Source organism: Klebsiella sp. HMSC25G12, assembly GCF_001807705.1.
GTDB lineage: Bacteria > Pseudomonadota > Gammaproteobacteria > Enterobacterales > Enterobacteriaceae > Klebsiella > Klebsiella variicola.
The window spans coordinates 1-26,128 of the sequence record NZ_KV789806.1 but is presented as its reverse complement, the minus strand read 5'-3'; the positions used below and the strand labels follow the sequence as shown (position 1 = coordinate 26,128).

Below are 26,128 nucleotides of genomic sequence, written 5' to 3'. Positions count from 1 at the left end.
GTTACCCTGATCCACCCGATCGCGATGGACGACGGTCTGCGTTTCGCAATCCGTGAAGGCGGCCGTACCGTTGGCGCGGGCGTTGTAGCTAAAGTTCTGGGCTAATTCGTTAGCTTCGAATAAAAAGGGCGCTTCGGCGCCCTTTTTGCTGCGCGCAGTTCCGCGAAATAACGTGTACAACACACCATTCATAACGTGCGCTGCGGCGGATAATGCGCAAATGGTCTATTGTAATCATAACTATTCTCATTTAATATTTGTGCATAAATTGAACGGGAGTTTATATGTACGTTTGTTTGTGCAATGGCGTTAGCGATAAAAAAATTCGCCAGGTTGTTCGCCAGTTTCAACCGCAATCTTTTCAGCAATTACGTAAGTTTGTTCCCGTTGGAAATCAATGCGGTAAGTGCGTTCGAGCTGCACGTGAAGTGATGGAAGATGAATTAACCACCATGCCGGAATTCAAAGAAATCGCCTGAAGTCCGCGCTTCTCTTTTGACATCCCTATAGGCCGGACTACGCTTCAATAAGTGGAAGCGGAGGGACTATATAATGAAAGGTGATGTCAAAATCATAAGTTATCTCAATAAATTATTGGGAAATGAGCTGGTCGCAATCAATCAGTACTTTCTCCATGCGAGAATGTTCAAAAACTGGGGTCTGATGCGCCTCAACGATATTGAGTACCACGAATCAATTGATGAAATGAAGCACGCCGATAAGTACATCGAGCGTATTCTTTTCCTCGAAGGCATTCCTAATCTGCAGGATCTCGGCAAACTTGGCATCGGTGAAGATGTGGAAGAGATGCTGCAGTCAGATTTACGCCTGGAGCTGGAAGGCGCGCAAAACCTGCGTGAAGCGATCGCCTATGCCGACAGCGTACATGACTATGTCAGCCGCGATATGATGATTGAGATCCTGGCGGATGAAGAAGGCCATATCGACTGGCTGGAAACCGAACTCGATCTCATTGGCAAAATTGGCCTGCAAAATTACCTGCAGTCGCAGATCAAAGTGTCAGATTAGCCAGCGTTTGCCACCCGCACCAGAAACCTGCTGCCGCCAGAAATGGCCCAAATGGCAGCGGGTTATTCTTTTCCCATTTTCTGTTGCCGCCGCACCTGGCGGACAGTCCCAATATCACCCACGTCATGCCAGCGAGCAATGACGCTACCAGCACCAGCTGCGGCAGCATTCGCCAGCCATGCCAGGCCCCAAGGGCGGCGAGATATTTTATATCGCCATAGCCTAATCCTTCATGCCCACGGACCCTGCGGTATAGCCAATAAAGGGCGGCAAACGAGAGATAGCCGGCTAGTGCTCCCCAGACAGCCTCGTTGAGCTGATGCGGCGCCAGACAGAGATAAAAAAGCAAGCCGCTCCATAGCAGGGGACAGGTGAAACGGTCTGGCAGCAAGCCGTAACGCAGGTCCTGCTGACATAATGCTAGCGTCAATCCGCTATAGCACAGTAAGAAGGGGAGGGCGGCGAGCATAGGTTACCCCGTGATGAGCAATGAACATGGCCTCACTATGCTTATCGGCTCGGCGCAGGGCAAAATGCAATTTTCGAGAGTGGATGGCGCTTTGCGGATTTATTGGCAGCGTTACGGCGCTTGCACAGCGCACTATCGCGAAGACGCGCAAATCCCGGTGATGATTTTCTAAACAGCGCTTGCGTCGTGCCAGAATTTGCGTATAATGCGCGGGCCTGTCAAAGTTGACAGCCGGTTCGATATGAACCCTGATAGTGCTTTTTGCTATCAAACAATGTCCCCAATCGGGGGACTATGTAAGAACGGTTACACTCTCCCATCAATCGTAATGGGTATGAGGAGTAATCATTTCGTCTATAAAATAATTGGAGCTCTGGTCTCATGCAGAACCAAAGAATCCGTATCCGCCTTAAAGCGTTTGATCATCGTCTGATCGATCAATCAACCGCGGAAATCGTCGAGACTGCTAAGCGCACTGGTGCGCAAGTCCGTGGTCCGATCCCGCTGCCGACCCGCAAAGAGCGCTTTACCGTTCTGATCTCCCCGCACGTCAACAAAGACGCGCGTGATCAGTACGAGATTCGCACTCACAAGCGTCTGGTTGACATCGTTGAGCCAACTGAAAAAACCGTTGATGCTCTGATGCGTCTGGATCTGGCTGCCGGTGTAGACGTGCAGATCAGCCTGGGTTAATCAGGTCATCGAGCGATTGAGAGGTTGAAACAATGATTGGTTTAGTCGGTAAAAAAGTGGGCATGACCCGCATCTTCACTGAAGATGGCGTATCTATCCCAGTAACCGTAATCGAAGTTGAAGCAAACCGCGTTACTCAGGTTAAAGACCTGGCTAACGATGGCTACCGCGCAATCCAGGTTACCACCGGTGCTAAAAAAGCTAACCGTGTAACCAAGCCGGAAGCGGGTCACTTCGCTAAAGCTGGCGTTGAAGCTGGCCGTGGTCTGTGGGAATTCCGTCTTGCTGACGGCGAAGAATTCACCGTAGGTCAGAACATTAGCGTTGAACTGTTTGCTGACGTTAAAAAAGTTGACGTAACCGGTACCTCTAAAGGTAAAGGTTTTGCTGGTACCGTTAAGCGCTGGAACTTCCGTACCCAGGACGCTACTCACGGTAACTCCTTGTCTCACCGCGTTCCGGGTTCTATCGGTCAGAACCAGACTCCGGGCAAAGTGTTCAAAGGCAAGAAAATGGCAGGTCAGCTGGGTAATGAGCGTGTAACCGTTCAGAGCCTGGACGTAGTACGTGTTGACGCTGAGCGCAACCTGCTGCTGGTTAAAGGTGCTGTCCCGGGTGCTACCGGTAGCGACCTGATCGTTAAACCAGCTGTGAAGGCGTGAGGAGATAGCAATGGAATTAGTATTGAAAGACGCGCAGAGCGCGCTGACTGTTTCCGAAACTACCTTCGGTCGTGATTTCAACGAAGCGCTGGTTCACCAGGTTGTTGTTGCTTATGCAGCTGGTGCGCGTCAGGGCACTCGTGCTCAGAAGACTCGTGCTGAAATCACTGGCTCCGGTAAAAAACCGTGGCGCCAGAAAGGTACCGGCCGTGCGCGTTCTGGTTCTATCAAGAGCCCGATCTGGCGTTCCGGTGGCGTGACCTTCGCTGCTCGTCCGCAGGACCACAGTCAAAAAGTTAACAAGAAGATGTACCGCGGCGCGCTGAAAAGCATTCTGTCCGAACTGGTACGTCAGGATCGTCTGATCGTTGTCGAGAAGTTCTCTGTTGAAGCGCCGAAAACTAAGCTGCTGGCACAGAAACTGAAAGACATGGCTCTGGAAGATGTGCTGATCATCACCGGTGAGCTGGACGAGAACCTGTTCCTGGCCGCACGTAACCTGCACAAGGTTGACGTACGTGATGCGAACGGTATCGACCCGGTTAGCCTGATCGCCTTCGACAAAGTCGTAATGACTGCTGATGCTGTTAAGCAAGTTGAGGAGATGCTGGCATGATTCGTGAAGAACGTCTGCTGAAGGTGCTGCGCGCACCGCACGTTTCTGAAAAAGCGTCTACTGCGATGGAAAAAACAAACACCATCGTTCTCAAAGTTGCTAAAGACGCGACCAAAGCAGAAATCAAAGCTGCTGTGCAGAAACTGTTTGAAGTCGAAGTCGAAGTCGTTAACACCCTGGTAGTTAAAGGGAAAGTTAAACGTCACGGACAGCGTATCGGTCGTCGTAGCGACTGGAAAAAAGCTTACGTCACCCTGAAGGAAGGCCAGAATCTGGACTTCGTTGGCGGCGCTGAGTAAGTCGGAGGAGTAATACAATGGCAGTTGTTAAATGTAAACCGACATCTCCGGGTCGTCGCCACGTCGTTAAAGTGGTTAACCCAGAGCTGCACAAGGGCAAACCTTTTGCTCCGTTGCTGGAAAAAAACAGCAAATCCGGTGGTCGTAACAACAATGGCCGTATCACCACCCGTCATATCGGTGGTGGCCACAAGCAGGCTTACCGTATTGTTGACTTCAAACGCAACAAAGATGGTATCCCGGCAGTTGTTGAACGTCTTGAGTACGATCCGAACCGCTCCGCGAACATCGCGCTGGTTCTGTACAAAGACGGCGAGCGCCGTTACATCCTGGCCCCGAAAGGCCTGAAAGCTGGTGACCAGATTCAGTCTGGCGTTGATGCTGCAATCAAAGCAGGCAACACCCTGCCGATGCGCAATATCCCGGTTGGTTCTACCGTTCATAACGTAGAAATGAAACCAGGTAAAGGCGGTCAGCTGGCACGTTCCGCTGGTACTTACGTTCAGATCGTTGCTCGTGATGGTGCTTATGTCACCCTGCGTCTGCGTTCTGGTGAAATGCGTAAAGTCGAAGCAGACTGCCGCGCTACTCTGGGCGAAGTTGGCAATGCTGAGCATATGCTGCGCGTTCTGGGTAAAGCAGGTGCTGCACGCTGGCGTGGTGTTCGTCCTACCGTTCGCGGTACTGCGATGAACCCAGTAGACCACCCACATGGTGGTGGTGAAGGTCGTAACTTTGGTAAGCACCCGGTATCCCCGTGGGGCCTGCAGACCAAAGGTAAGAAGACCCGCAGCAACAAGCGTACTGATAAATTCATCGTACGTCGCCGTAGCAAATAATTTTAGAGGATAAGCCATGCCACGTTCTCTCAAGAAAGGTCCTTTTATTGACCTGCACTTGCTGAAGAAGGTAGAGAAAGCGGTGGAAAGCGGAGACAAGAAGCCCCTGCGCACTTGGTCCCGTCGTTCAACGATCTTTCCTAACATGATCGGTTTGACCATCGCTGTCCATAATGGTCGTCAGCACGTTCCAGTCTTTGTTTCCGACGAAATGGTTGGTCACAAACTGGGTGAATTCGCACCGACTCGTACTTATCGCGGCCACGCTGCTGATAAAAAAGCGAAGAAGAAATAAGGTAGGAGGAAGAGATGGAAACTTTAGCTCAACATCGCCATGCTCGTTCTTCTGCTCAGAAGGTTCGCCTCGTAGCTGACCTGATTCGCGGTAAGAAAGTGTCGCAGGCCCTGGATATTCTGACCTACACCAACAAAAAAGCTGCTGTACTGGTCAAGAAGGTACTGGAATCTGCCATTGCTAACGCTGAACACAACGATGGCGCTGACATTGATGATCTGAAAGTTGCGAAAATTTTCGTAGACGAAGGCCCGAGCATGAAGCGCATTATGCCGCGTGCTAAAGGTCGTGCAGATCGCATCCTGAAGCGCACCAGCCACATCACTGTGGTTGTGTCCGATCGCTGAGACTCTGGAGACTAGCAATGGGTCAGAAAGTACATCCTAATGGTATTCGCCTGGGTATTGTCAAACCATGGAACTCTACCTGGTTCGCGAACACCAAAGAATTCGCTGACAACCTGGACAGCGATTTTAAAGTACGTCAGTTCCTGACAAAAGAACTGGCTAAAGCGTCTGTATCACGCATCGTTATCGAGCGTCCGGCTAAGAGCATCCGTGTGACCATTCACACTGCTCGCCCGGGTATCGTTATCGGTAAGAAAGGCGAAGACGTAGAAAAACTGCGCAAGGTCGTAGCGGATATCGCTGGCGTACCTGCACAGATCAATATTGCCGAAGTTCGTAAGCCTGAACTGGACGCTAAATTGGTTGCTGACAGCATCACTTCTCAGCTGGAACGTCGCGTTATGTTCCGTCGTGCGATGAAGCGTGCTGTACAGAACGCAATGCGTCTGGGCGCTAAAGGTATCAAAGTTGAAGTTAGCGGCCGTCTGGGCGGCGCGGAAATCGCACGTACCGAATGGTACCGTGAAGGTCGCGTACCGCTGCACACTCTGCGTGCTGACATCGACTACAACACCTCTGAAGCGCACACCACTTACGGTGTAATCGGCGTTAAGGTATGGATCTTCAAAGGTGAGATCCTGGGTGGTATGGCTGCTGTTGAACAACCGGAACCGGCTGCTCAACCTAAAAAGCAGCAGCGTAAAGGCCGTAAATAAGGAGCGTCGCTGATGTTACAACCAAAGCGTACAAAATTCCGTAAAGTGCACAAAGGCCGCAACCGTGGTCTGGCGCAGGGTACGGATGTTAGCTTCGGCACTTTCGGTCTGAAAGCTGTTGGCCGTGGTCGTCTGACTGCCCGTCAGATCGAAGCAGCACGTCGTGCTATGACCCGTGCAGTTAAGCGTCAAGGTAAGATCTGGATCCGTGTATTCCCGGACAAACCGATCACCGAGAAGCCGCTGGAAGTTCGTATGGGTAAAGGTAAAGGTAACGTGGAGTACTGGGTTGCCTTGATTCAGCCGGGTAAAGTCCTGTATGAAATGGACGGCGTACCGGAAGAGCTGGCCCGTGAAGCATTCGGCCTGGCAGCAGCGAAACTGCCGATCAAAACCACCTTTGTAACTAAGACGGTGATGTAATGAAAGCAAAAGAGCTGCGTGAAAAAAGCGTTGAAGAGCTGAACGCTGAGCTGCTGAACCTGCTGCGTGAGCAGTTCAACCTGCGTATGCAGGCTGCAAGTGGCCAGCTGCAACAGACTCATCTGCTGAAGCAAGTGCGTCGTGATGTTGCACGCGTTAAGACTTTACTGACTCAGAAGGCGGGTGCGTAATGACCGATAAAATCCGTACTCTGCAAGGTCGCGTAGTTAGCGACAAAATGGAGAAATCCATTGTTGTTGCTATCGAACGTATGGTGAAACACCCGGTATACGGCAAATTCATCAAACGTACGACCAAACTGCACGTACATGACGAGAACAACGAATGCGGTATCGGTGACGTGGTTGAAATCCGCGAATGCCGTCCGCTGTCCAAGACTAAGTCCTGGACGCTGGTTCGCGTTGTAGAGAAAGCGGTTCTGTAATAGAGTACGCATTCTCGATACGGATAAACGGCTCAGCGATGAGCCGTTTATTTTTTCTACCCATATCTGGTTTGTGGTGTTATAATGCCGCGCCCTCGATATGGGGCTTTTTAACGACCCTAATTTTCGGGTCTCAGTAGTAGTTGACATTAGCGGAGCACTAAAATGATCCAAGAACAGACTATGCTGAACGTCGCCGACAACTCCGGTGCACGTCGCGTAATGTGTATCAAGGTTCTGGGTGGCTCGCACCGTCGCTACGCAGGCGTAGGCGACATCATCAAGATCACCATCAAGGAAGCAATTCCGCGTGGTAAGGTCAAAAAAGGTGATGTGCTGAAGGCGGTAGTGGTGCGCACCAAGAAGGGTGTTCGTCGCCCGGACGGTTCTGTCATTCGCTTCGATGGTAATGCATGCGTTATTCTGAACAATAACAGCGAGCAGCCTATCGGTACGCGTATTTTTGGGCCGGTAACTCGTGAACTTCGTACCGAGAAGTTCATGAAAATTATCTCTCTGGCACCAGAAGTACTCTAAGGAGCGAATCATGGCAGCTAAAATCCGTCGTGATGACGAAGTTATCGTGTTAACCGGTAAAGATAAAGGTAAACGCGGTAAAGTAAAAAATGTCCTGTCTTCCGGCAAGGTCATTGTTGAAGGTATCAACTTGGTTAAGAAACATCAGAAGCCGGTTCCGGCCCTGAACCAACCAGGCGGCATTGTAGAGAAAGAAGCAGCTATTCAGATCTCTAACCTTGCTATCTTCAACGCGGCAACCGGCAAGGCTGACCGTGTAGGCTTTAGATTCGAAGACGGCAAAAAAGTCCGTTTCTTCAAATCTAATAGCGAAACTATCAAGTAATTTGGAGTAGTACGATGGCGAAACTGCATGATTACTACAAAGACGAAGTAGTCGCTAAACTCATGACTGAGTTTAACTACAATTCTGTCATGCAAGTCCCTCGGGTCGAGAAGATCACCCTGAACATGGGTGTTGGTGAAGCGATCGCTGACAAGAAACTGCTGGATAACGCAGCAGCTGACCTGACAGCAATCTCCGGTCAAAAACCGCTGATCACCAAAGCACGCAAATCAGTTGCAGGCTTCAAAATCCGTCAGGGCTATCCGATCGGCTGTAAAGTAACTCTGCGCGGCGAGCGCATGTGGGAGTTCTTTGAGCGCCTGATCACTATTGCTGTACCGCGTATCCGTGACTTCCGTGGCTTGTCCGCTAAGTCTTTCGACGGCCGTGGTAACTACAGCATGGGTGTCCGTGAGCAGATCATCTTCCCAGAAATCGACTACGATAAAGTCGACCGCGTTCGTGGTTTGGATATTACCATTACCACTACTGCGAAATCTGATGAAGAAGGCCGCGCTCTGCTGGCTGCCTTTGACTTCCCGTTCCGCAAGTAAGGTAGGGTTACTTAATGGCTAAGCAATCAATGAAAGCACGCGAAGTAAAGCGCGTGGCTTTAGCTGATAAATTCTTCGCTAAACGCGCTGAACTGAAAGCTATCATCTCTGATGTGAACGCAACCGACGAAGATCGTTGGAACGCTGTTCTCAAGCTGCAGACTCTGCCGCGTGATTCCAGCCCGTCTCGTCAGCGTAATCGCTGCCGTCAAACAGGTCGTCCGCATGGTTTCCTGCGGAAGTTCGGGTTGAGCCGTATTAAGGTCCGTGAAGCCGCTATGCGCGGTGAAATCCCGGGTCTGAAAAAGGCTAGCTGGTAATTGTCACCAATTGAATCACGGGAGTAAAGACAGATGAGCATGCAAGATCCGATCGCGGATATGCTGACCCGTATCCGTAACGGTCAGGCCGCGAATAAAGCTGCGGTCACCATGCCTTCCTCCAAGCTGAAAGTGGCAATTGCCAACGTGCTGAAGGAAGAAGGCTTTATTGAAGATTTTAAAGTTGAAGGCGACATCAAGCCGGAACTGGAACTGACTCTTAAGTATTTCCAGGGTAAAGCTGTTGTAGAAAGCATTCAGCGTGTCAGCCGCCCAGGTCTGCGCATCTACAAACGTAAAGATGAGCTGCCGAAAGTTATGGCGGGTCTGGGTATCGCAGTTGTTTCTACCTCTAAAGGTGTTATGACTGATCGTGCAGCGCGCCAGGCTGGTCTTGGTGGCGAAATTATCTGCTACGTAGCCTAATCGGAGGAAAAAATGTCTCGTGTTGCTAAAGCACCGGTCGTTGTTCCTGCCGGCGTTGATGTTAAAGTCAACGGTCAGGTTATTACGATCAAAGGTAAAAATGGCGAGCTGACTCGTACTCTCAACGATGCTGTTGAAGTTAAACATGCAGATAATGCTCTGACCTTCGGTCCGCGTGATGGTTACGTAGACGGATGGGCTCAGGCTGGTACCGCACGTGCCCTGCTGAACTCAATGGTTATCGGTGTTACCGAAGGCTTCACTAAAAAGCTTCAGCTGGTTGGTGTAGGCTATCGTGCAGCGGTTAAAGGGGATGTAGTAAACCTGGCTTTAGGTTTCTCTCATCCTGTTGAACATAAGCTGCCGGCCGGTATCACTGCAGAATGTCCGACTCAAACTGAAATCGTGCTGAAAGGCGCTGATAAGCAGGTGATCGGCCAGGTTGCAGCAGATCTGCGCGCCTACCGTCGTCCTGAGCCTTATAAAGGCAAGGGTGTTCGTTACGCCGACGAAGTCGTGCGTACCAAAGAGGCTAAGAAGAAGTAAGGTAACACTATGGATAAGAAATCTGCTCGTATCCGTCGTGCGACCCGCGCACGCCGCAAGCTCCAGGAGCTGGGTGCAACTCGCCTGGTGGTACATCGTACCCCGCGTCATATTTACGCACAGGTAATTGCTCCGAATGGTTCTGAAGTTCTGGTAGCTGCTTCTACTGTAGAAAAAGCTATCTCTGAACAACTGAAGTACACCGGTAACAAAGACGCGGCTGCAGCTGTGGGTAAAGCTGTTGCTGAACGCGCTCTGGAAAAAGGCATCAAAGATGTTTCCTTTGACCGTTCCGGGTTCCAATATCATGGTCGTGTCCAGGCACTGGCAGATGCTGCCCGTGAAGCTGGCCTTCAGTTCTAAGGTAGAGGTGTAAGATGGCTCACATCGAAAAACAAGCTGGCGAACTGCAGGAAAAGCTGATCGCGGTAAACCGCGTATCTAAAACCGTTAAAGGTGGTCGTATTTTCTCCTTCACAGCTCTGACTGTAGTTGGTGATGGTAACGGTCGCGTTGGTTTTGGTTACGGTAAAGCGCGTGAAGTTCCAGCAGCGATCCAGAAAGCGATGGAAAAAGCCCGTCGCAACATGATTAACGTCGCGCTGAACAACGGCACCCTGCAACACCCGGTTAAAGGTGTTCACACGGGTTCTCGTGTATTCATGCAGCCAGCTTCCGAAGGTACCGGTATCATCGCCGGTGGTGCAATGCGCGCCGTTCTGGAAGTTGCTGGGGTTCATAACGTTCTGGCTAAAGCATACGGTTCCACCAACCCGATCAACGTGGTTCGTGCAACTATTGATGGCCTGGAAAATATGAATTCTCCAGAAATGGTCGCTGCCAAGCGTGGTAAATCCGTTGAAGAAATTCTGGGGAAATAAACCATGGCAAAGACTATTAAAATTACTCAAACCCGCAGTGCAATCGGTCGTCTGCCGAAACACAAGGCAACACTGCTTGGCCTGGGTCTGCGTCGTATTGGTCACACCGTAGAGCGCGAGGATACTCCTGCTGTTCGTGGTATGGTCAACGCGGTTTCCTTCATGGTTAAAGTTGAGGAGTAAGAGATGCGTTTAAATACTCTGTCTCCGGCCGAAGGCTCCAAAAAGGCGGGTAAACGCCTGGGTCGTGGTATCGGTTCTGGCCTCGGTAAAACCGGTGGTCGTGGTCACAAAGGTCAGAAGTCTCGTTCTGGCGGTGGCGTACGTCGCGGTTTCGAGGGTGGTCAGATGCCTCTGTACCGTCGTCTGCCGAAATTCGGCTTCACTTCTCGTAAAGCGATGATCACCGCAGAGATCCGTCTCTCCGATCTGGCTCACGTAGAAGGCGATGTAGTAGACCTGAACGCGCTGAAAGCGGCAAACATTATCGGTGTCCAGATCGAGTTCGCGAAAGTGATCCTGTCTGGTGAGGTAACTCGTCCGGTAACTGTTCGTGGCCTGCGTGTGACTAAAGGTGCTCGTGCTGCTATCGAAGCTGCTGGCGGTAAAATTGAGGAATAAGTAGCAGATGGCTAAACAACCGGGATTAGATTTTCAAAGTGCCAAAGGTGGCCTTGGCGAACTGAAACGCAGACTTCTGTTTGTGGTCGGTGCGCTGATAGTGTTCCGTATTGGCTCTTTTATTCCGATCCCTGGTATTGATGCCGCTGTACTTGCCAAACTGCTTGAGCAACAGCGAGGCACCATCATTGAAATGTTCAACATGTTCTCTGGTGGTGCTCTCAGCCGTGCTTCTATCTTTGCACTGGGGATTATGCCGTATATCTCGGCATCTATCATCGTGCAGCTGCTGACGGTGGTTTACCAACCGCTGGCAGAGCTGAAGAAAGAAGGGGAGTCTGGTCGTCGTAAGATCAGCCAGTACACCCGCTACGGTACTCTGGTGCTGGCGATATTCCAGTCGATCGGTATTGCTACCGGTCTGCCGAATATGCCTGGTATGCAGGGCCTGGTGATTAATCCAGGCTTTGCGTTCTATTTCACCGCTGTTGTAAGTCTGGTCACAGGGACTATGTTCCTGATGTGGCTCGGCGAACAGATCACTGAACGCGGTATCGGTAACGGTATCTCGATCCTGATCTTCGCCGGGATCGTTGCGGGACTCCCGCCGGCCATCGCCCATACTATCGAGCAAGCGCGTCAAGGCGACCTGCACTTCCTCCTGTTGCTGTTGGTTGCAGTATTAGTATTTGCAGTGACCTTCTTTGTTGTATTCGTTGAACGTGGTCAACGCCGCATTGTGGTAAACTACGCGAAACGGCAGCAGGGTCGTCGTGTCTATGCTGCACAGAGCACACATTTACCGCTGAAAGTGAATATGGCGGGGGTAATCCCGGCAATCTTCGCTTCCAGTATTATACTGTTCCCGGCAACCATCACGTCATGGTTCGGGGGTGGTACTGGTTGGAACTGGCTGACAACAATTTCGCTGTATTTGCAGCCTGGGCAACCGCTTTATGTGTTACTCTATGCGTCTGCAATCATCTTCTTCTGTTTCTTCTACACGGCGTTGGTTTTCAACCCGCGTGAAACAGCAGATAACCTGAAGAAGTCCGGTGCATTTGTACCAGGAATTCGTCCGGGAGAGCAAACGGCGAAGTATATCGATAAAGTGATGACTCGCCTGACTCTGGTTGGTGCGTTGTATATTACTTTTATCTGCCTGATCCCGGAGTTCATGCGTGACGCGATGAAAGTGCCGTTCTACTTCGGTGGGACATCGCTGCTTATCGTTGTTGTCGTGATTATGGACTTTATGGCTCAAGTGCAAACTCTGATGATGTCCAGTCAGTATGAGTCTGCATTGAAGAAGGCGAACCTGAAAGGCTACGGCCGTTAAAACTGGTCGCCCGAGAAGTTACGGAGAGTAAAAATGAAAGTTCGTGCTTCCGTCAAGAAATTATGCCGTAACTGCAAAATCGTTAAGCGTGATGGCGTCATCCGTGTGATTTGCAGTGCCGAGCCGAAGCATAAACAGCGCCAAGGCTGATTTATTCGCATATTTTTCTTGCAAAGTTGGATTGAGCTGGCTAGATTAGCCAGCCAATCTTTTGTATGTCTGTACGTTTCCATTTGAGTATCCTGAAAACGGGCTTTTCAGCATGGTACGTACATATTAAATAGTAGGAGTGCATAGTGGCCCGTATAGCAGGCATTAACATTCCTGATCACAAACATACCGTAATCGCTTTAACCGCTATTTTCGGTATCGGCAAAACCCGTTCTAAAGCTATCTGTGCTGAAACGGGCATCGCTGAAAATGTTAAGATCAGTGAGCTGTCTGAAGAACAAATTGATATTCTGCGTGAAGCAGTAGGTAAATTTGTCGTTGAAGGTGATCTGCGCCGTGAAATCACCCTGAGCATCAAGCGTCTGATGGACCTTGGTTGCTACCGTGGTTTACGCCATCGTCGTGGTCTTCCGGTTCGCGGTCAGCGTACCAAGACCAACGCACGTACCCGTAAGGGTCCGCGTAAACCGATCAAGAAATAATCGGGGTGATTGAATAATGGCAAAGGCACCAGTTCGTGCACGTAAGCGTGTAAGAAAACAAGTCTCTGATGGCGTGGCTCATATCCATGCTTCTTTTAACAACACCATCGTTACTATCACTGATCGTCAGGGTAACGCACTGGGTTGGGCAACAGCCGGTGGTTCCGGTTTCCGTGGTTCTCGCAAATCCACTCCGTTTGCAGCTCAGGTTGCAGCAGAGCGTTGCGCAGAAGCCGTAAAAGAATACGGCATCAAGAATCTGGAAGTTATGGTCAAAGGTCCGGGTCCGGGTCGCGAATCTACCATTCGTGCACTGAACGCCGCTGGTTTCCGCATCACTAATATTACTGATGTGACTCCGATCCCTCATAACGGTTGTCGTCCGCCGAAAAAACGTCGCGTATAACGCTACGTTTTCCAGGTTAGTTGGAGAAAGAAAATGGCAAGATATTTGGGTCCTAAGCTCAAGCTGAGCCGTCGTGAGGGCACCGACTTATTCCTTAAGTCTGGCGTTCGCGCGATCGATACCAAGTGTAAAATTGAACAAGCTCCTGGCCAGCACGGTGCGCGTAAACCGCGTCTGTCTGACTATGGTGTGCAGTTGCGTGAAAAGCAAAAAGTTCGCCGTATGTACGGTGTGCTGGAGCGTCAGTTCCGTAACTACTATAAAGAAGCAGCACGTCTGAAAGGCAACACCGGTGAAAACCTGTTGGCTCTGCTGGAAGGTCGTCTGGACAACGTTGTATACCGTATGGGCTTCGGCGCCACTCGTGCTGAAGCACGCCAGCTGGTTAGCCACAAAGCGATTATGGTAAACGGTCGTGTTGTTAACATCGCTTCTTATCAGGTTAAAGCGAATGACGTTGTCAGCATTCGTGAGAAAGCGAAAAAGCAATCTCGCGTGAAAGCCGCTCTGGAGCTGGCTGAGCAGCGTGAAAAGCCAACCTGGCTGGAAGTTGATGCTGGCAAGATGGAAGGTACGTTCAAGCGTCAGCCGGAGCGTTCTGATCTGTCTGCGGACATTAACGAACACCTGATCGTCGAGCTTTACTCCAAGTAAAGCTTAGTACCAAAGAGAGGACACAATGCAGGGTTCTGTGACAGAGTTTCTAAAACCGCGCCTGGTCGATATCGAGCAAGTGAGTTCGACGCACGCCAAGGTGACCCTTGAGCCTTTAGAGCGTGGCTTCGGCCATACTCTGGGTAACGCACTGCGCCGTATTCTGCTCTCATCGATGCCGGGTTGCGCGGTGACCGAGGTTGAGATTGATGGTGTACTGCACGAGTACAGCACCAAAGAAGGCGTTCAGGAAGACATCCTTGAAATCCTGCTCAACCTGAAAGGGCTGGCGGTGAGAGTTCAGGGTAAAGATGAAGTCATCCTTACTTTGAATAAATCTGGCATTGGCCCTGTGACTGCAGCCGACATTACCCACGACGGTGATGTCGAAATCGTCAAGCCGCAGCACGTGATTTGCCACCTGACTGATGAGAACGCTGCTATTAGCATGCGTATCAAAGTTCAGCGCGGTCGCGGTTATGTGCCGGCTTCTGCCCGAATTCATTCGGAAGAAGATGAGCGCCCAATCGGCCGTCTGCTGGTCGACGCCTGCTACAGCCCTGTAGAGCGTATTGCCTACAATGTTGAAGCTGCGCGTGTAGAACAGCGTACCGACCTGGACAAGCTGGTCATCGAAATGGAAACCAACGGCACAATCGATCCTGAAGAGGCGATTCGTCGTGCGGCAACCATTCTGGCTGAACAACTGGAAGCTTTTGTTGACTTACGTGATGTACGTCAGCCAGAAGTGAAAGAAGAGAAACCAGAGTTCGATCCGATCCTGCTGCGCCCTGTTGACGATCTGGAATTGACTGTCCGCTCTGCTAACTGCCTCAAGGCAGAAGCTATCCACTATATCGGTGATCTGGTACAGCGTACCGAGGTTGAGTTGCTGAAAACGCCGAACCTGGGTAAAAAATCTCTTACTGAGATTAAAGACGTGCTGGCTTCCCGTGGACTGTCTCTGGGCATGCGCCTGGAAAACTGGCCACCAGCAAGCATTGCTGACGAGTAACCGGATCACAGGTTAAGGTTTTACTGAGAAGGATAAGGTCATGCGCCATCGTAAGAGTGGTCGTCAACTGAACCGCAACAGCAGCCATCGCCAGGCTATGTTCCGTAACATGGCAGGTTCGCTGGTTCGTCATGAAATCATCAAGACGACCCTGCCGAAAGCGAAAGAACTGCGTCGCGTAGTTGAGCCGCTGATTACTCTTGCCAAGACTGATAGCGTTGCTAATCGTCGTCTGGCATTCGCCCGCACTCGTGATAACGAGATCGTGGCAAAACTGTTTAACGAGCTGGGCCCGCGTTTCGCGAGCCGCGCCGGTGGTTACACTCGCATTCTGAAGTGTGGCTTCCGTGCAGGCGACAACGCGCCGATGGCATACATCGAGCTGGTTGATCGTGCTGAGCCGAAAGCAGAAGCTGCTGCAGAGTAATCTGTAGTAACGTAAAAAAACCCGCCCCGGCGGGTTTTTTTATATCTACCGCATCCCCACTTCACTACACTATCTGTACTCTTTTTGTTCATCCCCCGGAGCCGTAGAATGTGGTTACTGGATCAGTGGGCGGAACGCCATATCCTCGATGCCCAAACTAAAGGTGAGTTCGATAACTTACCCGGCAGCGGCGAGCCGCTGACTCTCGATGACGATTCGCATGTGCCGGCGGAGCTGCGGGCAGGTTATCGCCTTCTGAAGAATGCTGGATGCCTTCCCCCGGAGCTGGAGCAGCGAAGAGAAGCGGTGGCACTGGCTGATTTACTGAAGGGCGTCCGCCAGGACGATCCGCGTCATGCTGAACTGAGCAAACGGCTTGCCTTGCTCGAACTGAAGCTTCGTCAGGCTGGCCTGAGTACCGACTTTTTACGCGGTGAGTATGCCGAGGCTTTGCTACAAAGAATGAATCAGGAGTAAATATGTATCGTATTGGTGAGCTGGCTAAGCTGGCTGACGTCACGCCAGATACCATCCGTTATTATGAGAAACAGCAAATGATGGATCATGACGTGCGCACCGAGGGGGGATTTCGTCTTTACTCGGATAACGATCTTCAGCGGCTACGCTTTATTCGCTATGCCCGTCAGCTGGGCTTCACTCTGGAAGCGATCCGCGAATTATTGTCGATCCGTATCGATCCGGAGCACCATACCTGCCAGGAATCGAAAGGGATCGTTCAGGCGCGATTAAGCGAAGTCGAGGCGCGGATCAAAGAGTTACAGACGATGCGTCGCTCTTTGCAGCGGCTTAATGATGCCTGCTGTGGGACTGCGCACAGTAGTGTTTATTGTTCGATTCTTGAGGCCCTTGAACAAGGCGCCAGCAATGGCGGTACGGGACGTTGATTTTTTCATCGCGCGGATCTACACTCGCGCGGAATTCACACATGCACTGGAGTTTATATGAGTCGCTATCAGCATACTAAAGGGCAAATTAAAGATAACGCCATTGAGGCACTTCTCCACGATCCGTTATTCAGGCAGCGTGTAGAGAAAAACAAGAAAGGGAAAGGAAGCTATCAACGTAAAGATAAACATGCAGGAAGGATTGACCGGGAGGCCAGTGGCAAGCAAGCGAATCGCTTTTTTACCACTGGCCTTCTGCTTTCGGTGCTGATTAAGAACGGTTGTTTTGCTCTTTCAGCAGATCGCGAATTTCGCTCAGCAGGACTTCTTCTTTAGAAGGAGCTGGCGGCGCCGCCGGAGCCTCTTCTTTCTTACGATTTAACTTATTCATCAGTTTAATCGCCATGAAGATGGCAAACGCGACGATGATGAAATCGAAAACGTTCTGAATGAATACCCCATAATGCATCACGACAGCCGGGACATCGCCCTGGGCATCACGTAGCGTGACGGCAAACTGTTTAAAATCGATCCCGCCAATCAACAGGCCGAGTGGTGGCATAATAATATCTGCGACCAGCGATGAAACAATTTTACCGAATGCTGCACCGATGATCACACCCACTGCCAAATCGACAACGTTCCCGCGCATCGCGAATTCGCGAAACTCTTTTAAAAAACTCATTTTATTCTCCTTGTGCCAGCTGACGTTGTAAGTTTAACAAATGTATTTTCATTTGCCATTCCCAGTAGATAGTTACCGCAAAATATTAACCTTTGAATAATAAGGGATAATAAAAAGGCGCCTGTTCGGCGCCCTGGGAATTACAGGAAGAAAGGACTTGGCTGGAACAGCCTTTCTACATCGGAAATAAACTTCTTATCGGTCAAAAACATGATCACATGATCGCCCTGCTCGATCCGCAGATTATTATTCGCGATCATTACGTCGTTGCCCCGCACAACGGCGCCGATGATCGTACCTGGCGGCAGCTTGATCTCATCGATCGAACGCCCGACCACCCGGGAGGTGCTCTCATCACCGTGCGCCACGGCCTCAATCGCTTCGGCAACACCGCGGCGAAGGGAGGAGACGCCGACAATATCGGCTTTACGAACATGGCTGAGGAGTGCGGAAATTGTGGCCTGTTGAGGTGATATCGCGATATCAATGACACTGCCCTGGACCAGATCCACGTAGGCTCTGCGCTGGATCAGCACCATCACTTTTTTCGCGCCCATTCGCTTCGCCAGCATCGCCGACATAATGTTTGCTTCATCGTCGTTAGTGACGGCAATAAACAGGTCCACCTGGTCAATATGCTCTTCAGCCAGCAGCTCCTGGTCCGATGCATCACCGTAGAAGACGATTGTATGCTGCAGCTTTTCCGCAAGCTCAGCGGCTCGCTGCTGATTACGTTCGATAAGCTTGACGCTGTAATCTTTTTCCAGCTTATGGGCCAGACCCGCGCCAATATTGCCCCCGCCGACCAGCATAATACGCTTATACGGCTTTTCCAGTCGCTGCAGTTCGCTCATGACCGCGCGAATATGCTGCGAGGCGGCAATAAAGAATACTTCATCGCCGGCTTCCACAATCGTCGAACCCTGTGGGCGAATAGGACGATCGTGGCGGAAAATAGCGGCCACACGCGTATCGATATGCGGCATATGCTCCCGCATGGTGGACAACGCATTCCCTACCAGCGGACCACCGTAATAGGCTTTTACTACGGCGAGGCTGACTTTCCCTTCGGCGAAGTTCACGACCTGCAGCGCGCCGGGATATTCGATCAGCCGGTGAATATTGTCGATGACCAGCTGTTCCGGAGCGATTAAGTGATCGATAGGCACCGCTTCAGAATTGAAGAGCTTATCCGCATCACGAACGTAATCTGGCGCACGAATACGCGCAATACGGTTTGGGGTATTGAATAATGAGTAGGCGACCTGGCAGGCCACCATATTGGTTTCATCCGAACTGGTGACCGCTACCAGCATATCGGCATCATCGGCCCCCGCCTCGCGCAGTACGCGAGGGTGAGAGCCATGCCCCTGGACGACACGCAGGTCGAACTTATCCTGCAGGCTGCGAAGACGGTCGCCATTGGTATCAACCAGCGTAATATCATTGTTCTCGCCGACAAGGTTTTCCGCCAGCGTGCCGCCGACCTGGCCGGCGCCCAGAATAATAATCTTCATCTGCAGTGACCCATTAATTCCGACGTTTGATTAGCTTAGCGTAAAAGAAGCCATCACCTTCTTCCGGGCCCGGCAGATTTTGCTGCCCGGGGCTCGCCGGCGTACCGGTTGCATGAAGTTCAGCATCCGGGGTTCGTGCGAGGAAGGCGGAAATTTGCTGACTATTCTCTTCCGGCAGAATAGAACAGGTAGCGTAAACCAGCGTACCGCCTGGTTTCAGGTGCTCCCAGGTGGCATTCAGGATCTCGGCCTGCAGCTGGGCTAACTCGGCGATATCCCGATCCCGGCGCAGCCATTTGATATCCGGATGGCGGCGAATGACGCCGGTGGCGGAGCAGGGGGCATCCAGCAGAATACGGTCGAACTGTTCGTTGCCACACCACTGCTCAGGGAAGCGACCATCGCCCTGTTTGACTTCGGCTTTCATGCCCAGCCGTTTCAGGTTGTCATAGACGCGTGACAGACGCTGTTCATCAATATCCACCGCCATGACCTGAGCCTGCGGGGCAACCTCCAGAATATGCGTCGTCTTGCCGCCCGGTGCGGCGCAAAGATCGAGAATGCGTTCGCCATTTTCCGGCAGCAGGTAGCGCATACAGCCCTGGGCCGAGGCATCCTGGACGGTGACCCAGCCTTCGGCAAAACCTGGCAACGCATGGACTGGGGCAGGGGTGGCCAGACGCACGGCGTCGGGATAGTCAGGGTGGGTGAAGCCCTCTAAGCCGGCCTCTTTAAGCAGAGCAAGCCATTCATCCCGGGAATGATGGTTGCGGTTAACGCGCAGCCACATCGGCGGGCGCTGGTTGTTCGCATCGACGATCTCCTGCCACTGCTGCGGCCAGGCCTGCTGCAGGCGTTTCAGCAGCCATTTGGGATGAAGATAGCGGTTTTCATGCTCAGCAAATTCGACTAATAACGCTTCCTGCTGGCGCTGGAACTGGCGTAGCACGCCGTTGATCAGCCCTTTAAGCTGCGGGCGTTTAATGGCCACCGCGCCTTCTACCGTTTCCGCCAGTGCGGCATGCGGAGGAATACGGGTATAGAGCAACTGATAAAGCCCAACCATGATCAGAAAATGCACGGTGCGCTGTTTGCCGGTCATCGGACGCGCCATCAGCTTGTTGATAAGCCACTCAAGCTGACTGAGCGTACGCAATACGCCAAAGCACAGCTCCTGCAACAGCGCTTTGTCTTTATCGCTGACTTTCTGCTGCAAAGGGGGCAGAACGTTGCTCAAAGACTGACCTTGTTCTACCACTTGCTCGATAGCCTGGGCGGCCAGACTGCGTAAGTTTATTTTGTTTTTCATAAGCGCAAAAATAAAAATGCCCGGCTAACCCGGGCTTTTAAAGAGACAACCGTCAGGCGAGACGGGTACCAGGGATGAACCACTCCCGGCGGGAATTGAGTAAGTCCTGCGAGCTCATCGCTTTTTTACCCGCTGGCTGTAGTGATTCCAGACTGAGGATTCCATCACCCGTGGCGACCTGAATACCCTGTTTGGTTGCTGCCACTATTGTTCCCGGCTCGGCGTGCGTGGCTTCGGCAATAACCGATGCCCGCCAGACTTTGACTGGCTGCCCGTCAATCTCCAGCCAGCTCATTGGCCAAGGATTAAACGCCCGGATGCAACGTTCCAGCTGTGCAGCGGAAAGCGACCAGTCGATGCGGGCCTCTTCTTTACTCAGCTTCTCGGCATAACTGACGAGTGACTCGTCCTGGACTTCAGGCTGTGCCGTTCCGTTTGCCAGTTGCGCTAAGGTTGTCAGCAGTCCCTGTGGGCCGAGGCCGGCCAGCTTATCGTACAGGCTGCCGCTGGTATCCTCAGCGGTAATGGGGCAGGAAAGCTTATACAGCATGTCACCCGTATCAAGGCCGACGTCCATCTGCATGATGGTCACGCCGGTTTCGCTATCGCCCGCCCACAGCGAACGCTGGATCGGCGCGGCGCCACGCCAGCGCGGCAGCAGGGAGCCATGAACGTTGATGCAGCCCAGACGCGGCATCTCAAGCACCGCTTTTGGCAGGATCAGACCATACGCCACCACCACCATGATATCGGCGCCTAAATCGGCGACGAGCTGTTGGTTCTCCTGCGGACGAAGAGACGATGGCTGGAATACGGGGACGTCATGGGCTTCAGCCAGCACTTTTACCGGGCTCGGCATCAATTTTTTGCCGCGTCCCGCGGGACGGTCTGGCTGAGTAAACACGCCAACGATCTGATGTTCAGACGACAACAACGCGTCAAGATGACGCGCTGCAAAATCGGGGGTGCCGGCGAAAATGATACGTAGTGAATGTGACACGGTATTCCTTGTTATCAGGCACGGGAACGTAAACGATCCAGTTTCTCAACCTTCTGACGAATGCGCTGTTGTTTGAGCGGTGACAGATAGTCAATAAACAGTTTGCCAACCAGGTGATCCATTTCATGCTGGATACAGATCGCCAGCAGGCCATCGGCCTCCAGCTCAAACGGCTTACCGTCGCGATCCAGCGCACGGATCTTCACTTTTTCCGCACGGGGTACCAGAGCACGCTGTTCCGGAATGGACAAGCAGCCTTCTTCAATACCGGTTTCGCCGTCTTTTTCCAGCAGCTCCGGGTTGATTAACACCAGCCGCTCTTCACGATTTTCCGACACATCGATCACGATGATGCGCTGATGGATATCGACCTGGGTTGCGGCCAGACCGATGCCTTCCTCGGCGTACATGGTGTCGAACATATCATCGACGATACGCTGAATTTCCGCATTCACTTCTTTGACCGGCTCGGCGACTTTGCGAAGGCGCTCGTCCGGAATATGTAACACTTGCAAAACTGCCATAAAGTTCCAGAGTCGTATTCAGGAGTTGATAAGATTATTAGCTCTATTCTAGACAAAACCCCCTGCAATTGACAGTCTCACTGTCCAATCGCAAAGATTGTCAATGCCGCTTATGGCAGGGGGTAAGGATGACGCCCGACGAGATTTGGCTGCGGCTGATGAAGGTCAATAATTTGTATGGCGACAGGATGCTGGATATTGCGCAGCGGTTATGCGCAGCCGCTTTCGTGGATAGTGAAGCGCTACATGCCGTTGGGATGACCGCGGCGCAGGTGAAGCCATTTTTACGGTTTGACGAGCGAGAGCTTGACGAGACGCAGCGCTGGCTGGAACACCCGGATCATCATCTGTTACGGGCTGACGATCCGCGCTATCCGTTGCGGCTAAGGGCTATCGCTGATTACCCCGGCGCGTTGCTGGTCAGTGGCGACCCCGCCCTGCTTCACAGCGCGCAGCTTGCCGTTATTGGCAGCCGTTAGCACTCCTGGTATGGCGCCCGCTGGGGAAAACTGTTCAGCGAAACGCTGGCGCGTAGAGGGATCACCATCACCAGTGGGCTGGCGTTAGGCATTGATGGCGTTGCGCACCGCGGCGCGCTGGCCGCGGAGGGGAAAACCATCGCGGTGCTGGGCAACGGGCTGGAACAGGTTTATCCGCGGCGCCATGCAAACCTCGCCCAACAGATCATCGACAATGGCGGTACGCTGGTCTCTGAATTTCCACTCATTACGCCGCCGCTTCCCGCTCATTTTCCCCGACGTAACCGTATTATCAGCGGCTTAAGTTTGGGCGTGCTGGTGATTGAGGCGGCGTTGCGAAGCGGATCGCTGGTCACCGTCCGTTGCGCCCTGGAGCAGGGAAGAGATGTGTTCGCCCTGCCTGGCCCGATTGGTAATCCGGGATCTGAAGGTCCGCACTGGTTAATCAAGCAAGGCGCGGTACCGGTGACCTCGCCAGAGGATATCGTGGAGTACTGGCAAAACGAGCTGGCCTGGCTTACTGATACGTCTGATTCGATAAATAATTGCGCCGATCAGCCGTCTGTAGCATTGCCATTTCCGGAGCTCCTGGCTAACGTAGGAGATGAGGTAACACCTGTTGACGTTGTCGCTGAACGTGCCGGCCAATCTGTGCCAGTAACCGTAGCTCAGCTACTTGAACTGGAGTTAGCAGGCTGGATCGCAGCTGTACCCGGCGGCTATGTCCGATTAAGGAGGGCAAGCCATGTTCGACGTACTCATGTATTTGTTTGAAACTTACATCCATAACGAAGCAGAAATGCGCGTGGATCAGGACAAACTGACGCGGGATCTTACCGATGCAGGCTTTGAGCGGGAAGATATCTATAACGCGTTAATGTGGCTCGAGAAACTGGCTGATTATCAGGAAGGTCTCGTTGAACCCATGCAGCTCGCTTCCGACCCGCTGTCGCTTCGAGTGTATACCGAAGAGGAGTGCCAGCGTCTGGATGCCAGTTGCCGGGGATTTTTACTCTTCCTCGAGCAGATTCAGGTGTTGAACCTCGAAACGCGAGAAATGGTGATAGAGCGCGTCCTGGCGCTGGATACAGCAGAATTTGAACTGGAAGACCTGAAATGGGTCATCCTGATGGTACTGTTCAACATTCCGGGCTGTGAAAACGCCTATCAGCAAATGGAAGAATTACTCTTCGAAGTAAATGAAGGTATGCTGCATTAATCTTTTTGCAGCAACATCGAGTTGTTATGACCAAATCAGCACTGTTTTCGGTGCGTAAAAATGAGCCCTGCCCGCAGTGCGGGGCTGAACTGGTGATCCGTTCCGGGAAACATGGCCCGTTTCTCGGCTGTTCGCATTATCCGGACTGTGACTATATCCGTCCCCTGAAAAGTCAGGCGGACGGTCATATCGTTAAGGTGCTGGAGGGACAGGAGTGCCCATCTTGCGGCGCTGTCATGGTGTTACGCCAGGGGCGCTTTGGTATGTTTATCGGCTGCAGTCGCTATCCCGAATGCGAGCATACCGAGCTGATTGATAAACCCGATGAGACCGCTATCGCCTGTCCGCAATGTGGACAAGGGCATCTGGTCCAGCGTCGCTCTCGTTTCGGTAAAACCTTTCATTCCTGCGATCGCTACCCTGATTGCCAGTTCGTTATCAATTTTAAACCGGTAGCGGGCGAATGCCCTGAATGCCATTACCCGCTGTTAATTGAAAAGAAGACGGCGCAGGGGCTCAGACGCTTCTGTGCCAGTAAACAATGTGGAAAGCCGATCCCGGCGGAATAAATCAGTGAACAATAACCTGCCCTCAGAAACCGTCGCCCATGCCGTGGCGGTACTGAAAAATGAACATGTCATCGCCTACCCCACAGAAGCCGTTTTTGGCGTTGGCTGCGATCCAGACAGCGAAACGGCCGTCATGCGTCTGCTGGAGCTGAAGCAGCGTCCTGTTGACAAGGGATTGATCCTTATCGCCGCCAGCTTTGAGCAGTTGAAGCCTTATGTTGATGATTCACGGTTAAGTGACTCGCAGCGGGACGCTATCTTTTCCTGCTGGCCGGGACCGGTGACGTTTGTATTCCCGGCGCGTCCTGAAACGCCGCGCTGGCTGACGGGGCGTTTTGATTCGCTGGCCGTACGCGTGACCAACCATCCGCTGGTGATTGAATTGTGCGAAGCTTACGGGAAACCGCTGGTCTCGACGAGCGCCAATCTCACCGGGCAACCACCGTGTCGTACCACCGCAGAGGTTCATGCTCAGTTTGGTGACAGCTTCCCGGTTGTGGATGGCGCCACGGGTGGACGGCAAAATCCATCTGAAATCCGTGATGCCCTGACGGGTAAACTGTTCCGCCAGGGGTGAACCATGGAAACCTATGCCGTTTTTGGTAATCCGATCGCGCACAGCAAGTCGCCTTCTATTCATCAGCTGTTTGCCCGCCAGTTAGGGATTACTCATCCTTATGGACGTGTGCTGGCGCCACTGGACGATTTTGTCTCTTCTCTGAATCAGTTCTTTGCAGAAGGAGGAAAGGGGGCCAACGTCACCGTTCCTTTTAAAGAGGAAGCTTTTGCGCGCGCGGACGAGCTGACAGAACGCGCTGCGCTGGCGGGAGCAGTAAACACCCTGAAACGCCTGGAAGATGGCCGTTTACTGGGGGACAACACCGACGGTATTGGCCTCCTGAGCGATCTGGAACGCCTGGGGTTCATTAAGCCGCGCCAGCGGATCCTGCTGGTAGGTGCTGGTGGCGCATCACGCGGGGTTCTTTTGCCGCTTCTGTCGCTGGGATGTGCCGTCACGATCGTGAATCGAACCTATTCTCGTGCCCATGAGTTAGCCACTCTCTTCGCCCATACCGGTAGCGTCAGCGCAAGAGAGATGGATACCTTATCCGGGGAAACATTCGATCTGATCATCAATGCGACGTCCAGTGGAATAGACGGTGATGTACCGGCTATCCCGGCATCTGTTGTCCACGCTGACGTGTATTGCTATGACATGTTTTACCAGAAAGGGCCAACACCGTTTCTTCACTGGTGCCAGCAGTATGGCGCAGTCCACTGTGCTGATGGGCTGGGAATGCTGGTGGCGCAAGCCGCCCATGCTGTTCTGCTATGGCACGGCGTCCTGCCGGCTATCGCTCCGGTCATCGAAACGCTGCAGCAGGAACTGAATGCATGAATCAGGCGATTCAGTTTCCTGACCGGGAATCATGGGATGCCGAACGGCAGGGTGTGGTTTTTCCTGTGCTGGTCAATGGGATGCAATTAACCTGCGCAATTTCAGGACAGAGCCTGCAGCAGCGTTTTGGTGCAGAGGGGCCAGCGCAGTGGCTGGCCGCCTTCCAGGAACATCGTTGGGATCTAGAGGAAGAGGTGGAAGCATTGATCCGCGATGGTCAAGAAGATGCTCAGGGCTGGATCTGGTTATCCTGATCCAGGTATTCATTTTTCCATTTCACATAGTTATTTGCTGAATACTTCAGTCCTTCCCGTTCCGTCTCCGTCAGGGGGCGGATCTGTTTGACCGGATTGCCAAAGTAAAGGTAGCCGCTTTCCAGTTGTTTGTTCTGCGGTACCAAACTGCCTGCACCAATCATGACGTCATCGCCAACGACGACACCATCTAATAAGATCGAACCCATACCAACCAGCACGCGGTTGCCGATAGTGCAGCCGTGCAGCATCACTTTATGACCAACAGTTACATCCTCACCAATGATCAGCGGATTTCCCTCCGGCTTATAAGAGGACTTATGAGTCACATGGAGAACGCTACCGTCCTGAATATTGCTGCGTTGACCTATCGATACATAGTTGACGTCGCCGCGAATAGCCACCAGAGGCCAGACGCTGACATCATCGGCAATTCTGACATCACCGATAACAACGCTGGATGCGTCAATCATGACGCGAAGACCGATTTGTGGGAAAAATGCTTTATAGGGGCGCAGCTGAGCAGACATATAGACCTCAAAATACGGGAATGTAAGAAGACTTTGGTGGCTTTTATCTCCCTGTGCAACCCCTGAAAACGGTGAAAATTGAGCAAATCGTGCAATTACGCGACGAAAAGGGTGAAAAATCACCATTCAGAAAAAAAGATCGAAAAAAGGCTTGTGCAAAAAAATGGGATCCCTATAATGCGCTCCCACTGACACGGCAGA

Annotated in this window: 47 protein-coding genes and 1 pseudogene; 41 read left to right on the top strand and 7 right to left on the bottom strand. The window is 52.2% G+C overall.

The features are described from left to right. The 3 genes from HMPREF3096_RS28580 to bfr all read left to right on the top strand — a co-directional run. The coding region (locus HMPREF3096_RS28580; protein ID WP_001691594.1) for an EF-Tu C-terminal domain-related protein at positions 1 to 105 on the top strand (105 nt) is incomplete at its 5' end. A gap of 179 nt (positions 106 to 284) precedes the next feature. Next, a complete protein-coding gene (gene bfd / locus HMPREF3096_RS28575; protein ID WP_004152415.1) occupies positions 285 to 479 on the top strand; it encodes a bacterioferritin-associated ferredoxin in 195 nt (64 codons plus the stop codon). A 73-nt stretch (positions 480 to 552) separates the two neighbouring features. After that, positions 553 to 1,029: a bacterioferritin gene (gene bfr, locus HMPREF3096_RS04060; RefSeq protein WP_004206792.1), complete on the top strand. Its 477-nt coding sequence runs from the start codon at positions 553 to 555 to the stop codon at positions 1,027 to 1,029. Here the strand turns inward: bfr and HMPREF3096_RS04055 are convergent. After that, complete coding sequence (locus tag HMPREF3096_RS04055) at positions 1,013 to 1,498, bottom strand: prepilin peptidase (protein ID WP_008807047.1); 486 nt, start codon at positions 1,496 to 1,498, stop codon at positions 1,013 to 1,015. The two genes, bfr and HMPREF3096_RS04055, sit on opposite strands and share 17 nt — an antisense overlap. Positions 1,499 to 1,511: 13 nt before the next feature. Between HMPREF3096_RS04055 and HMPREF3096_RS30785 the strand changes: the two genes are divergently transcribed. The 32 genes from HMPREF3096_RS30785 (at position 1,512) to HMPREF3096_RS28565 (ending at position 16,778) form a co-directional block, all read left to right on the top strand. Continuing rightward, positions 1,512 to 1,670, top strand: a complete 159-nt coding sequence (locus HMPREF3096_RS30785) for a hypothetical protein (protein ID WP_153242722.1) — start codon at positions 1,512 to 1,514, stop codon at positions 1,668 to 1,670. 209 nt (positions 1,671 to 1,879) lie between these two features. Next, positions 1,880 to 2,191 (top strand): 30S ribosomal protein S10, encoded by a 312-nt coding sequence (gene rpsJ, locus HMPREF3096_RS04050; protein ID WP_001181005.1) that lies wholly within the window; start codon positions 1,880 to 1,882, stop codon positions 2,189 to 2,191. A 32-nt stretch (positions 2,192 to 2,223) separates the two neighbouring features. Then, positions 2,224 to 2,853 (top strand): 50S ribosomal protein L3, encoded by a 630-nt coding sequence (gene rplC / locus HMPREF3096_RS04045; protein ID WP_002919796.1) that lies wholly within the window; start codon positions 2,224 to 2,226, stop codon positions 2,851 to 2,853. A 10-nt stretch (positions 2,854 to 2,863) separates the two neighbouring features. Further along, positions 2,864 to 3,469 carry a 50S ribosomal protein L4 gene (gene rplD, locus HMPREF3096_RS04040; RefSeq protein WP_002919794.1) on the top strand — a complete coding sequence of 202 codons (606 nt, stop codon included), beginning with the start codon at positions 2,864 to 2,866 and terminating at the stop codon, positions 3,467 to 3,469. Further along, complete coding sequence (rplW, locus tag HMPREF3096_RS04035) at positions 3,466 to 3,768, top strand: 50S ribosomal protein L23 (RefSeq protein ID WP_000617546.1); 303 nt, start codon at positions 3,466 to 3,468, stop codon at positions 3,766 to 3,768. The genes rplD and rplW overlap by 4 nt, the downstream gene beginning before the upstream one ends. A gap of 17 nt (positions 3,769 to 3,785) precedes the next feature. Beyond that, entirely contained in the window at positions 3,786 to 4,607 is an 822-nt protein-coding gene (gene rplB / locus HMPREF3096_RS04030; RefSeq protein ID WP_002919786.1) for a 50S ribosomal protein L2, read from the top strand. Between the two features lie 16 nt (positions 4,608 to 4,623). Beyond that, positions 4,624 to 4,902, top strand: coding sequence for a 30S ribosomal protein S19 (gene rpsS / locus HMPREF3096_RS04025; RefSeq protein ID WP_001138115.1), 279 nt, complete (start codon positions 4,624 to 4,626; stop codon positions 4,900 to 4,902). Between the two features lie 14 nt (positions 4,903 to 4,916). Continuing rightward, positions 4,917 to 5,249 (top strand): 50S ribosomal protein L22, encoded by a 333-nt coding sequence (gene rplV / locus HMPREF3096_RS04020; RefSeq protein WP_002919773.1) that lies wholly within the window; start codon positions 4,917 to 4,919, stop codon positions 5,247 to 5,249. 17 nt (positions 5,250 to 5,266) lie between these two features. Beyond that, the gene (gene rpsC / locus HMPREF3096_RS04015) at positions 5,267 to 5,965 is read left to right on the top strand and encodes a 30S ribosomal protein S3 (RefSeq protein ID WP_002919766.1); all 699 of its coding nucleotides are present in this window, start codon (positions 5,267 to 5,269) and stop codon (positions 5,963 to 5,965) included. 12 nt (positions 5,966 to 5,977) lie between these two features. Next, the gene (gene rplP / locus HMPREF3096_RS04010; RefSeq protein WP_002919759.1) at positions 5,978 to 6,388 is read left to right on the top strand and encodes a 50S ribosomal protein L16; all 411 of its coding nucleotides are present in this window, start codon (positions 5,978 to 5,980) and stop codon (positions 6,386 to 6,388) included. Further along, positions 6,388 to 6,579 (top strand): 50S ribosomal protein L29, encoded by a 192-nt coding sequence (rpmC, locus tag HMPREF3096_RS04005; protein ID WP_002919754.1) that lies wholly within the window; start codon positions 6,388 to 6,390, stop codon positions 6,577 to 6,579. The genes rplP and rpmC overlap by 1 nt, the downstream gene beginning before the upstream one ends. Then, positions 6,579 to 6,833, top strand: coding sequence for a 30S ribosomal protein S17 (rpsQ, locus tag HMPREF3096_RS04000; protein ID WP_004106347.1), 255 nt, complete (start codon positions 6,579 to 6,581; stop codon positions 6,831 to 6,833). Before rpmC ends, rpsQ begins: the two co-directional genes overlap by 1 nt. A 165-nt stretch (positions 6,834 to 6,998) precedes the next feature. Beyond that, complete coding sequence (rplN, locus tag HMPREF3096_RS03995) at positions 6,999 to 7,370, top strand: 50S ribosomal protein L14 (protein ID WP_002919748.1); 372 nt, start codon at positions 6,999 to 7,001, stop codon at positions 7,368 to 7,370. A gap of 10 nt (positions 7,371 to 7,380) precedes the next feature. Continuing rightward, on the top strand, positions 7,381 to 7,695 hold the full coding sequence (rplX, locus tag HMPREF3096_RS03990) for a 50S ribosomal protein L24 (RefSeq protein WP_003031122.1): 315 nt from the start codon (positions 7,381 to 7,383) through the stop codon (positions 7,693 to 7,695). A gap of 14 nt (positions 7,696 to 7,709) precedes the next feature. After that, a complete protein-coding gene (rplE, locus tag HMPREF3096_RS03985; protein ID WP_003031123.1) occupies positions 7,710 to 8,249 on the top strand; it encodes a 50S ribosomal protein L5 in 540 nt (179 codons plus the stop codon). A gap of 14 nt (positions 8,250 to 8,263) precedes the next feature. Continuing rightward, entirely contained in the window at positions 8,264 to 8,569 is a 306-nt protein-coding gene (gene rpsN / locus HMPREF3096_RS03980; RefSeq protein ID WP_002919667.1) for a 30S ribosomal protein S14, read from the top strand. Positions 8,570 to 8,602: 33 nt separating this feature from the next. Next, complete coding sequence (gene rpsH / locus HMPREF3096_RS03975) at positions 8,603 to 8,995, top strand: 30S ribosomal protein S8 (protein WP_008807048.1); 393 nt, start codon at positions 8,603 to 8,605, stop codon at positions 8,993 to 8,995. Between the two features lie 12 nt (positions 8,996 to 9,007). Continuing rightward, on the top strand, positions 9,008 to 9,541 hold the full coding sequence (rplF, locus tag HMPREF3096_RS03970; RefSeq protein WP_008807049.1) for a 50S ribosomal protein L6: 534 nt from the start codon (positions 9,008 to 9,010) through the stop codon (positions 9,539 to 9,541). A 9-nt stretch (positions 9,542 to 9,550) separates the two neighbouring features. After that, entirely contained in the window at positions 9,551 to 9,904 is a 354-nt protein-coding gene (rplR, locus tag HMPREF3096_RS03965) for a 50S ribosomal protein L18 (protein WP_006817270.1), read from the top strand. Between the two features lie 14 nt (positions 9,905 to 9,918). Next, positions 9,919 to 10,422: a 30S ribosomal protein S5 gene (gene rpsE, locus HMPREF3096_RS03960; protein WP_000940121.1), complete on the top strand. Its 504-nt coding sequence runs from the start codon at positions 9,919 to 9,921 to the stop codon at positions 10,420 to 10,422. A 3-nt stretch (positions 10,423 to 10,425) separates the two neighbouring features. Next, positions 10,426 to 10,605, top strand: coding sequence for a 50S ribosomal protein L30 (gene rpmD / locus HMPREF3096_RS03955; protein ID WP_001140434.1), 180 nt, complete (start codon positions 10,426 to 10,428; stop codon positions 10,603 to 10,605). Between the two features lie 3 nt (positions 10,606 to 10,608). Continuing rightward, on the top strand, positions 10,609 to 11,043 hold the full coding sequence (rplO, locus tag HMPREF3096_RS03950; protein ID WP_002919516.1) for a 50S ribosomal protein L15: 435 nt from the start codon (positions 10,609 to 10,611) through the stop codon (positions 11,041 to 11,043). 7 nt (positions 11,044 to 11,050) lie between these two features. Next, positions 11,051 to 12,382 (top strand): preprotein translocase subunit SecY, encoded by a 1,332-nt coding sequence (gene secY, locus HMPREF3096_RS03945; RefSeq protein ID WP_008807050.1) that lies wholly within the window; start codon positions 11,051 to 11,053, stop codon positions 12,380 to 12,382. A gap of 33 nt (positions 12,383 to 12,415) precedes the next feature. After that, positions 12,416 to 12,532 carry a 50S ribosomal protein L36 gene (gene rpmJ, locus HMPREF3096_RS28570; protein WP_000868187.1) on the top strand — a complete coding sequence of 39 codons (117 nt, stop codon included), beginning with the start codon at positions 12,416 to 12,418 and terminating at the stop codon, positions 12,530 to 12,532. A 146-nt stretch (positions 12,533 to 12,678) separates the two neighbouring features. After that, positions 12,679 to 13,035: a 30S ribosomal protein S13 gene (rpsM, locus tag HMPREF3096_RS03940; RefSeq protein ID WP_002919259.1), complete on the top strand. Its 357-nt coding sequence runs from the start codon at positions 12,679 to 12,681 to the stop codon at positions 13,033 to 13,035. 16 nt (positions 13,036 to 13,051) lie between these two features. Beyond that, the gene (gene rpsK, locus HMPREF3096_RS03935) at positions 13,052 to 13,441 is read left to right on the top strand and encodes a 30S ribosomal protein S11 (RefSeq protein ID WP_004388621.1); all 390 of its coding nucleotides are present in this window, start codon (positions 13,052 to 13,054) and stop codon (positions 13,439 to 13,441) included. Positions 13,442 to 13,474: 33 nt separating this feature from the next. After that, positions 13,475 to 14,095 (top strand): 30S ribosomal protein S4, encoded by a 621-nt coding sequence (rpsD, locus tag HMPREF3096_RS03930; protein ID WP_002919224.1) that lies wholly within the window; start codon positions 13,475 to 13,477, stop codon positions 14,093 to 14,095. A gap of 25 nt (positions 14,096 to 14,120) precedes the next feature. Next, entirely contained in the window at positions 14,121 to 15,110 is a 990-nt protein-coding gene (locus tag HMPREF3096_RS03925) for a DNA-directed RNA polymerase subunit alpha (protein ID WP_002919219.1), read from the top strand. A gap of 40 nt (positions 15,111 to 15,150) precedes the next feature. Beyond that, complete coding sequence (gene rplQ / locus HMPREF3096_RS03920) at positions 15,151 to 15,537, top strand: 50S ribosomal protein L17 (RefSeq protein ID WP_002919206.1); 387 nt, start codon at positions 15,151 to 15,153, stop codon at positions 15,535 to 15,537. Between the two features lie 108 nt (positions 15,538 to 15,645). Continuing rightward, positions 15,646 to 16,014, top strand: coding sequence for a DnaJ family domain-containing protein (locus tag HMPREF3096_RS03915; protein WP_008807052.1), 369 nt, complete (start codon positions 15,646 to 15,648; stop codon positions 16,012 to 16,014). Between the two features lie 2 nt (positions 16,015 to 16,016). Then, the gene (gene zntR, locus HMPREF3096_RS03910; RefSeq protein ID WP_008807053.1) at positions 16,017 to 16,442 is read left to right on the top strand and encodes a Zn(2+)-responsive transcriptional regulator; all 426 of its coding nucleotides are present in this window, start codon (positions 16,017 to 16,019) and stop codon (positions 16,440 to 16,442) included. A 57-nt stretch (positions 16,443 to 16,499) separates the two neighbouring features. Beyond that, complete coding sequence (locus HMPREF3096_RS28565; RefSeq protein WP_008807054.1) at positions 16,500 to 16,778, top strand: alternative ribosome-rescue factor A; 279 nt, start codon at positions 16,500 to 16,502, stop codon at positions 16,776 to 16,778. Here HMPREF3096_RS28565 and mscL read toward each other — a convergent pair. The 5 genes from mscL to def all read right to left on the bottom strand — a co-directional run bounded on the left by mscL (position 16,714) and on the right by def (position 21,477). Further along, on the bottom strand, positions 16,714 to 17,127 hold the full coding sequence (gene mscL / locus HMPREF3096_RS03905) for a large-conductance mechanosensitive channel protein MscL (RefSeq protein ID WP_004145325.1): 414 nt from the start codon (positions 17,125 to 17,127) through the stop codon (positions 16,714 to 16,716). The genes HMPREF3096_RS28565 and mscL overlap by 65 nt on opposite strands. Before the next feature lie 140 nt (positions 17,128 to 17,267). Next, positions 17,268 to 18,644 (bottom strand): Trk system potassium transporter TrkA, encoded by a 1,377-nt coding sequence (trkA, locus tag HMPREF3096_RS03900; RefSeq protein ID WP_008807055.1) that lies wholly within the window; start codon positions 18,642 to 18,644, stop codon positions 17,268 to 17,270. 13 nt (positions 18,645 to 18,657) lie between these two features. Continuing rightward, entirely contained in the window at positions 18,658 to 19,953 is a 1,296-nt protein-coding gene (gene rsmB / locus HMPREF3096_RS03895; RefSeq protein WP_008807056.1) for a 16S rRNA (cytosine(967)-C(5))-methyltransferase RsmB, read from the bottom strand. 52 nt (positions 19,954 to 20,005) lie between these two features. After that, positions 20,006 to 20,953, bottom strand: a complete 948-nt coding sequence (gene fmt / locus HMPREF3096_RS03890) for a methionyl-tRNA formyltransferase (protein WP_008807057.1) — start codon at positions 20,951 to 20,953, stop codon at positions 20,006 to 20,008. Between the two features lie 14 nt (positions 20,954 to 20,967). After that, entirely contained in the window at positions 20,968 to 21,477 is a 510-nt protein-coding gene (def, locus tag HMPREF3096_RS03885; RefSeq protein ID WP_008807058.1) for a peptide deformylase, read from the bottom strand. 128 nt (positions 21,478 to 21,605) lie between these two features. Here def and dprA point away from each other — a divergent pair. The 6 genes and pseudogenes from dprA to HMPREF3096_RS03855 all read left to right on the top strand — a co-directional run bounded on the left by dprA (position 21,606) and on the right by HMPREF3096_RS03855 (position 25,397). Next, positions 21,606 to 22,730, top strand: a pseudogene (dprA, locus tag HMPREF3096_RS03880) (DNA-protecting protein DprA). Then, positions 22,702 to 23,175 carry a DUF494 family protein Smg gene (smg, locus tag HMPREF3096_RS03875; RefSeq protein WP_008807060.1) on the top strand — a complete coding sequence of 158 codons (474 nt, stop codon included), beginning with the start codon at positions 22,702 to 22,704 and terminating at the stop codon, positions 23,173 to 23,175. Before dprA ends, smg begins: the two are co-directional and overlap by 29 nt. A 26-nt stretch (positions 23,176 to 23,201) precedes the next feature. Beyond that, the gene (locus HMPREF3096_RS03870) at positions 23,202 to 23,744 is read left to right on the top strand and encodes a DNA topoisomerase family protein (RefSeq protein WP_004145330.1); all 543 of its coding nucleotides are present in this window, start codon (positions 23,202 to 23,204) and stop codon (positions 23,742 to 23,744) included. Positions 23,745 to 23,748: 4 nt separating this feature from the next. Then, complete coding sequence (tsaC, locus tag HMPREF3096_RS03865) at positions 23,749 to 24,321, top strand: L-threonylcarbamoyladenylate synthase type 1 TsaC (protein ID WP_008807062.1); 573 nt, start codon at positions 23,749 to 23,751, stop codon at positions 24,319 to 24,321. 3 nt (positions 24,322 to 24,324) lie between these two features. Continuing rightward, entirely contained in the window at positions 24,325 to 25,143 is an 819-nt protein-coding gene (aroE, locus tag HMPREF3096_RS03860) for a shikimate dehydrogenase (RefSeq protein WP_008807063.1), read from the top strand. Beyond that, positions 25,140 to 25,397: a DUF1488 family protein gene (locus HMPREF3096_RS03855; protein WP_008807064.1), complete on the top strand. Its 258-nt coding sequence runs from the start codon at positions 25,140 to 25,142 to the stop codon at positions 25,395 to 25,397. Before aroE ends, HMPREF3096_RS03855 begins: the two co-directional genes overlap by 4 nt. Here HMPREF3096_RS03855 and HMPREF3096_RS03850 read toward each other — a convergent pair. After that, positions 25,373 to 25,927 carry a gamma carbonic anhydrase family protein gene (locus HMPREF3096_RS03850; RefSeq protein ID WP_008807065.1) on the bottom strand — a complete coding sequence of 185 codons (555 nt, stop codon included), beginning with the start codon at positions 25,925 to 25,927 and terminating at the stop codon, positions 25,373 to 25,375. The two genes, HMPREF3096_RS03855 and HMPREF3096_RS03850, sit on opposite strands and share 25 nt — an antisense overlap. Between the last annotated feature and the right edge of the window lie 201 nt (positions 25,928 to 26,128).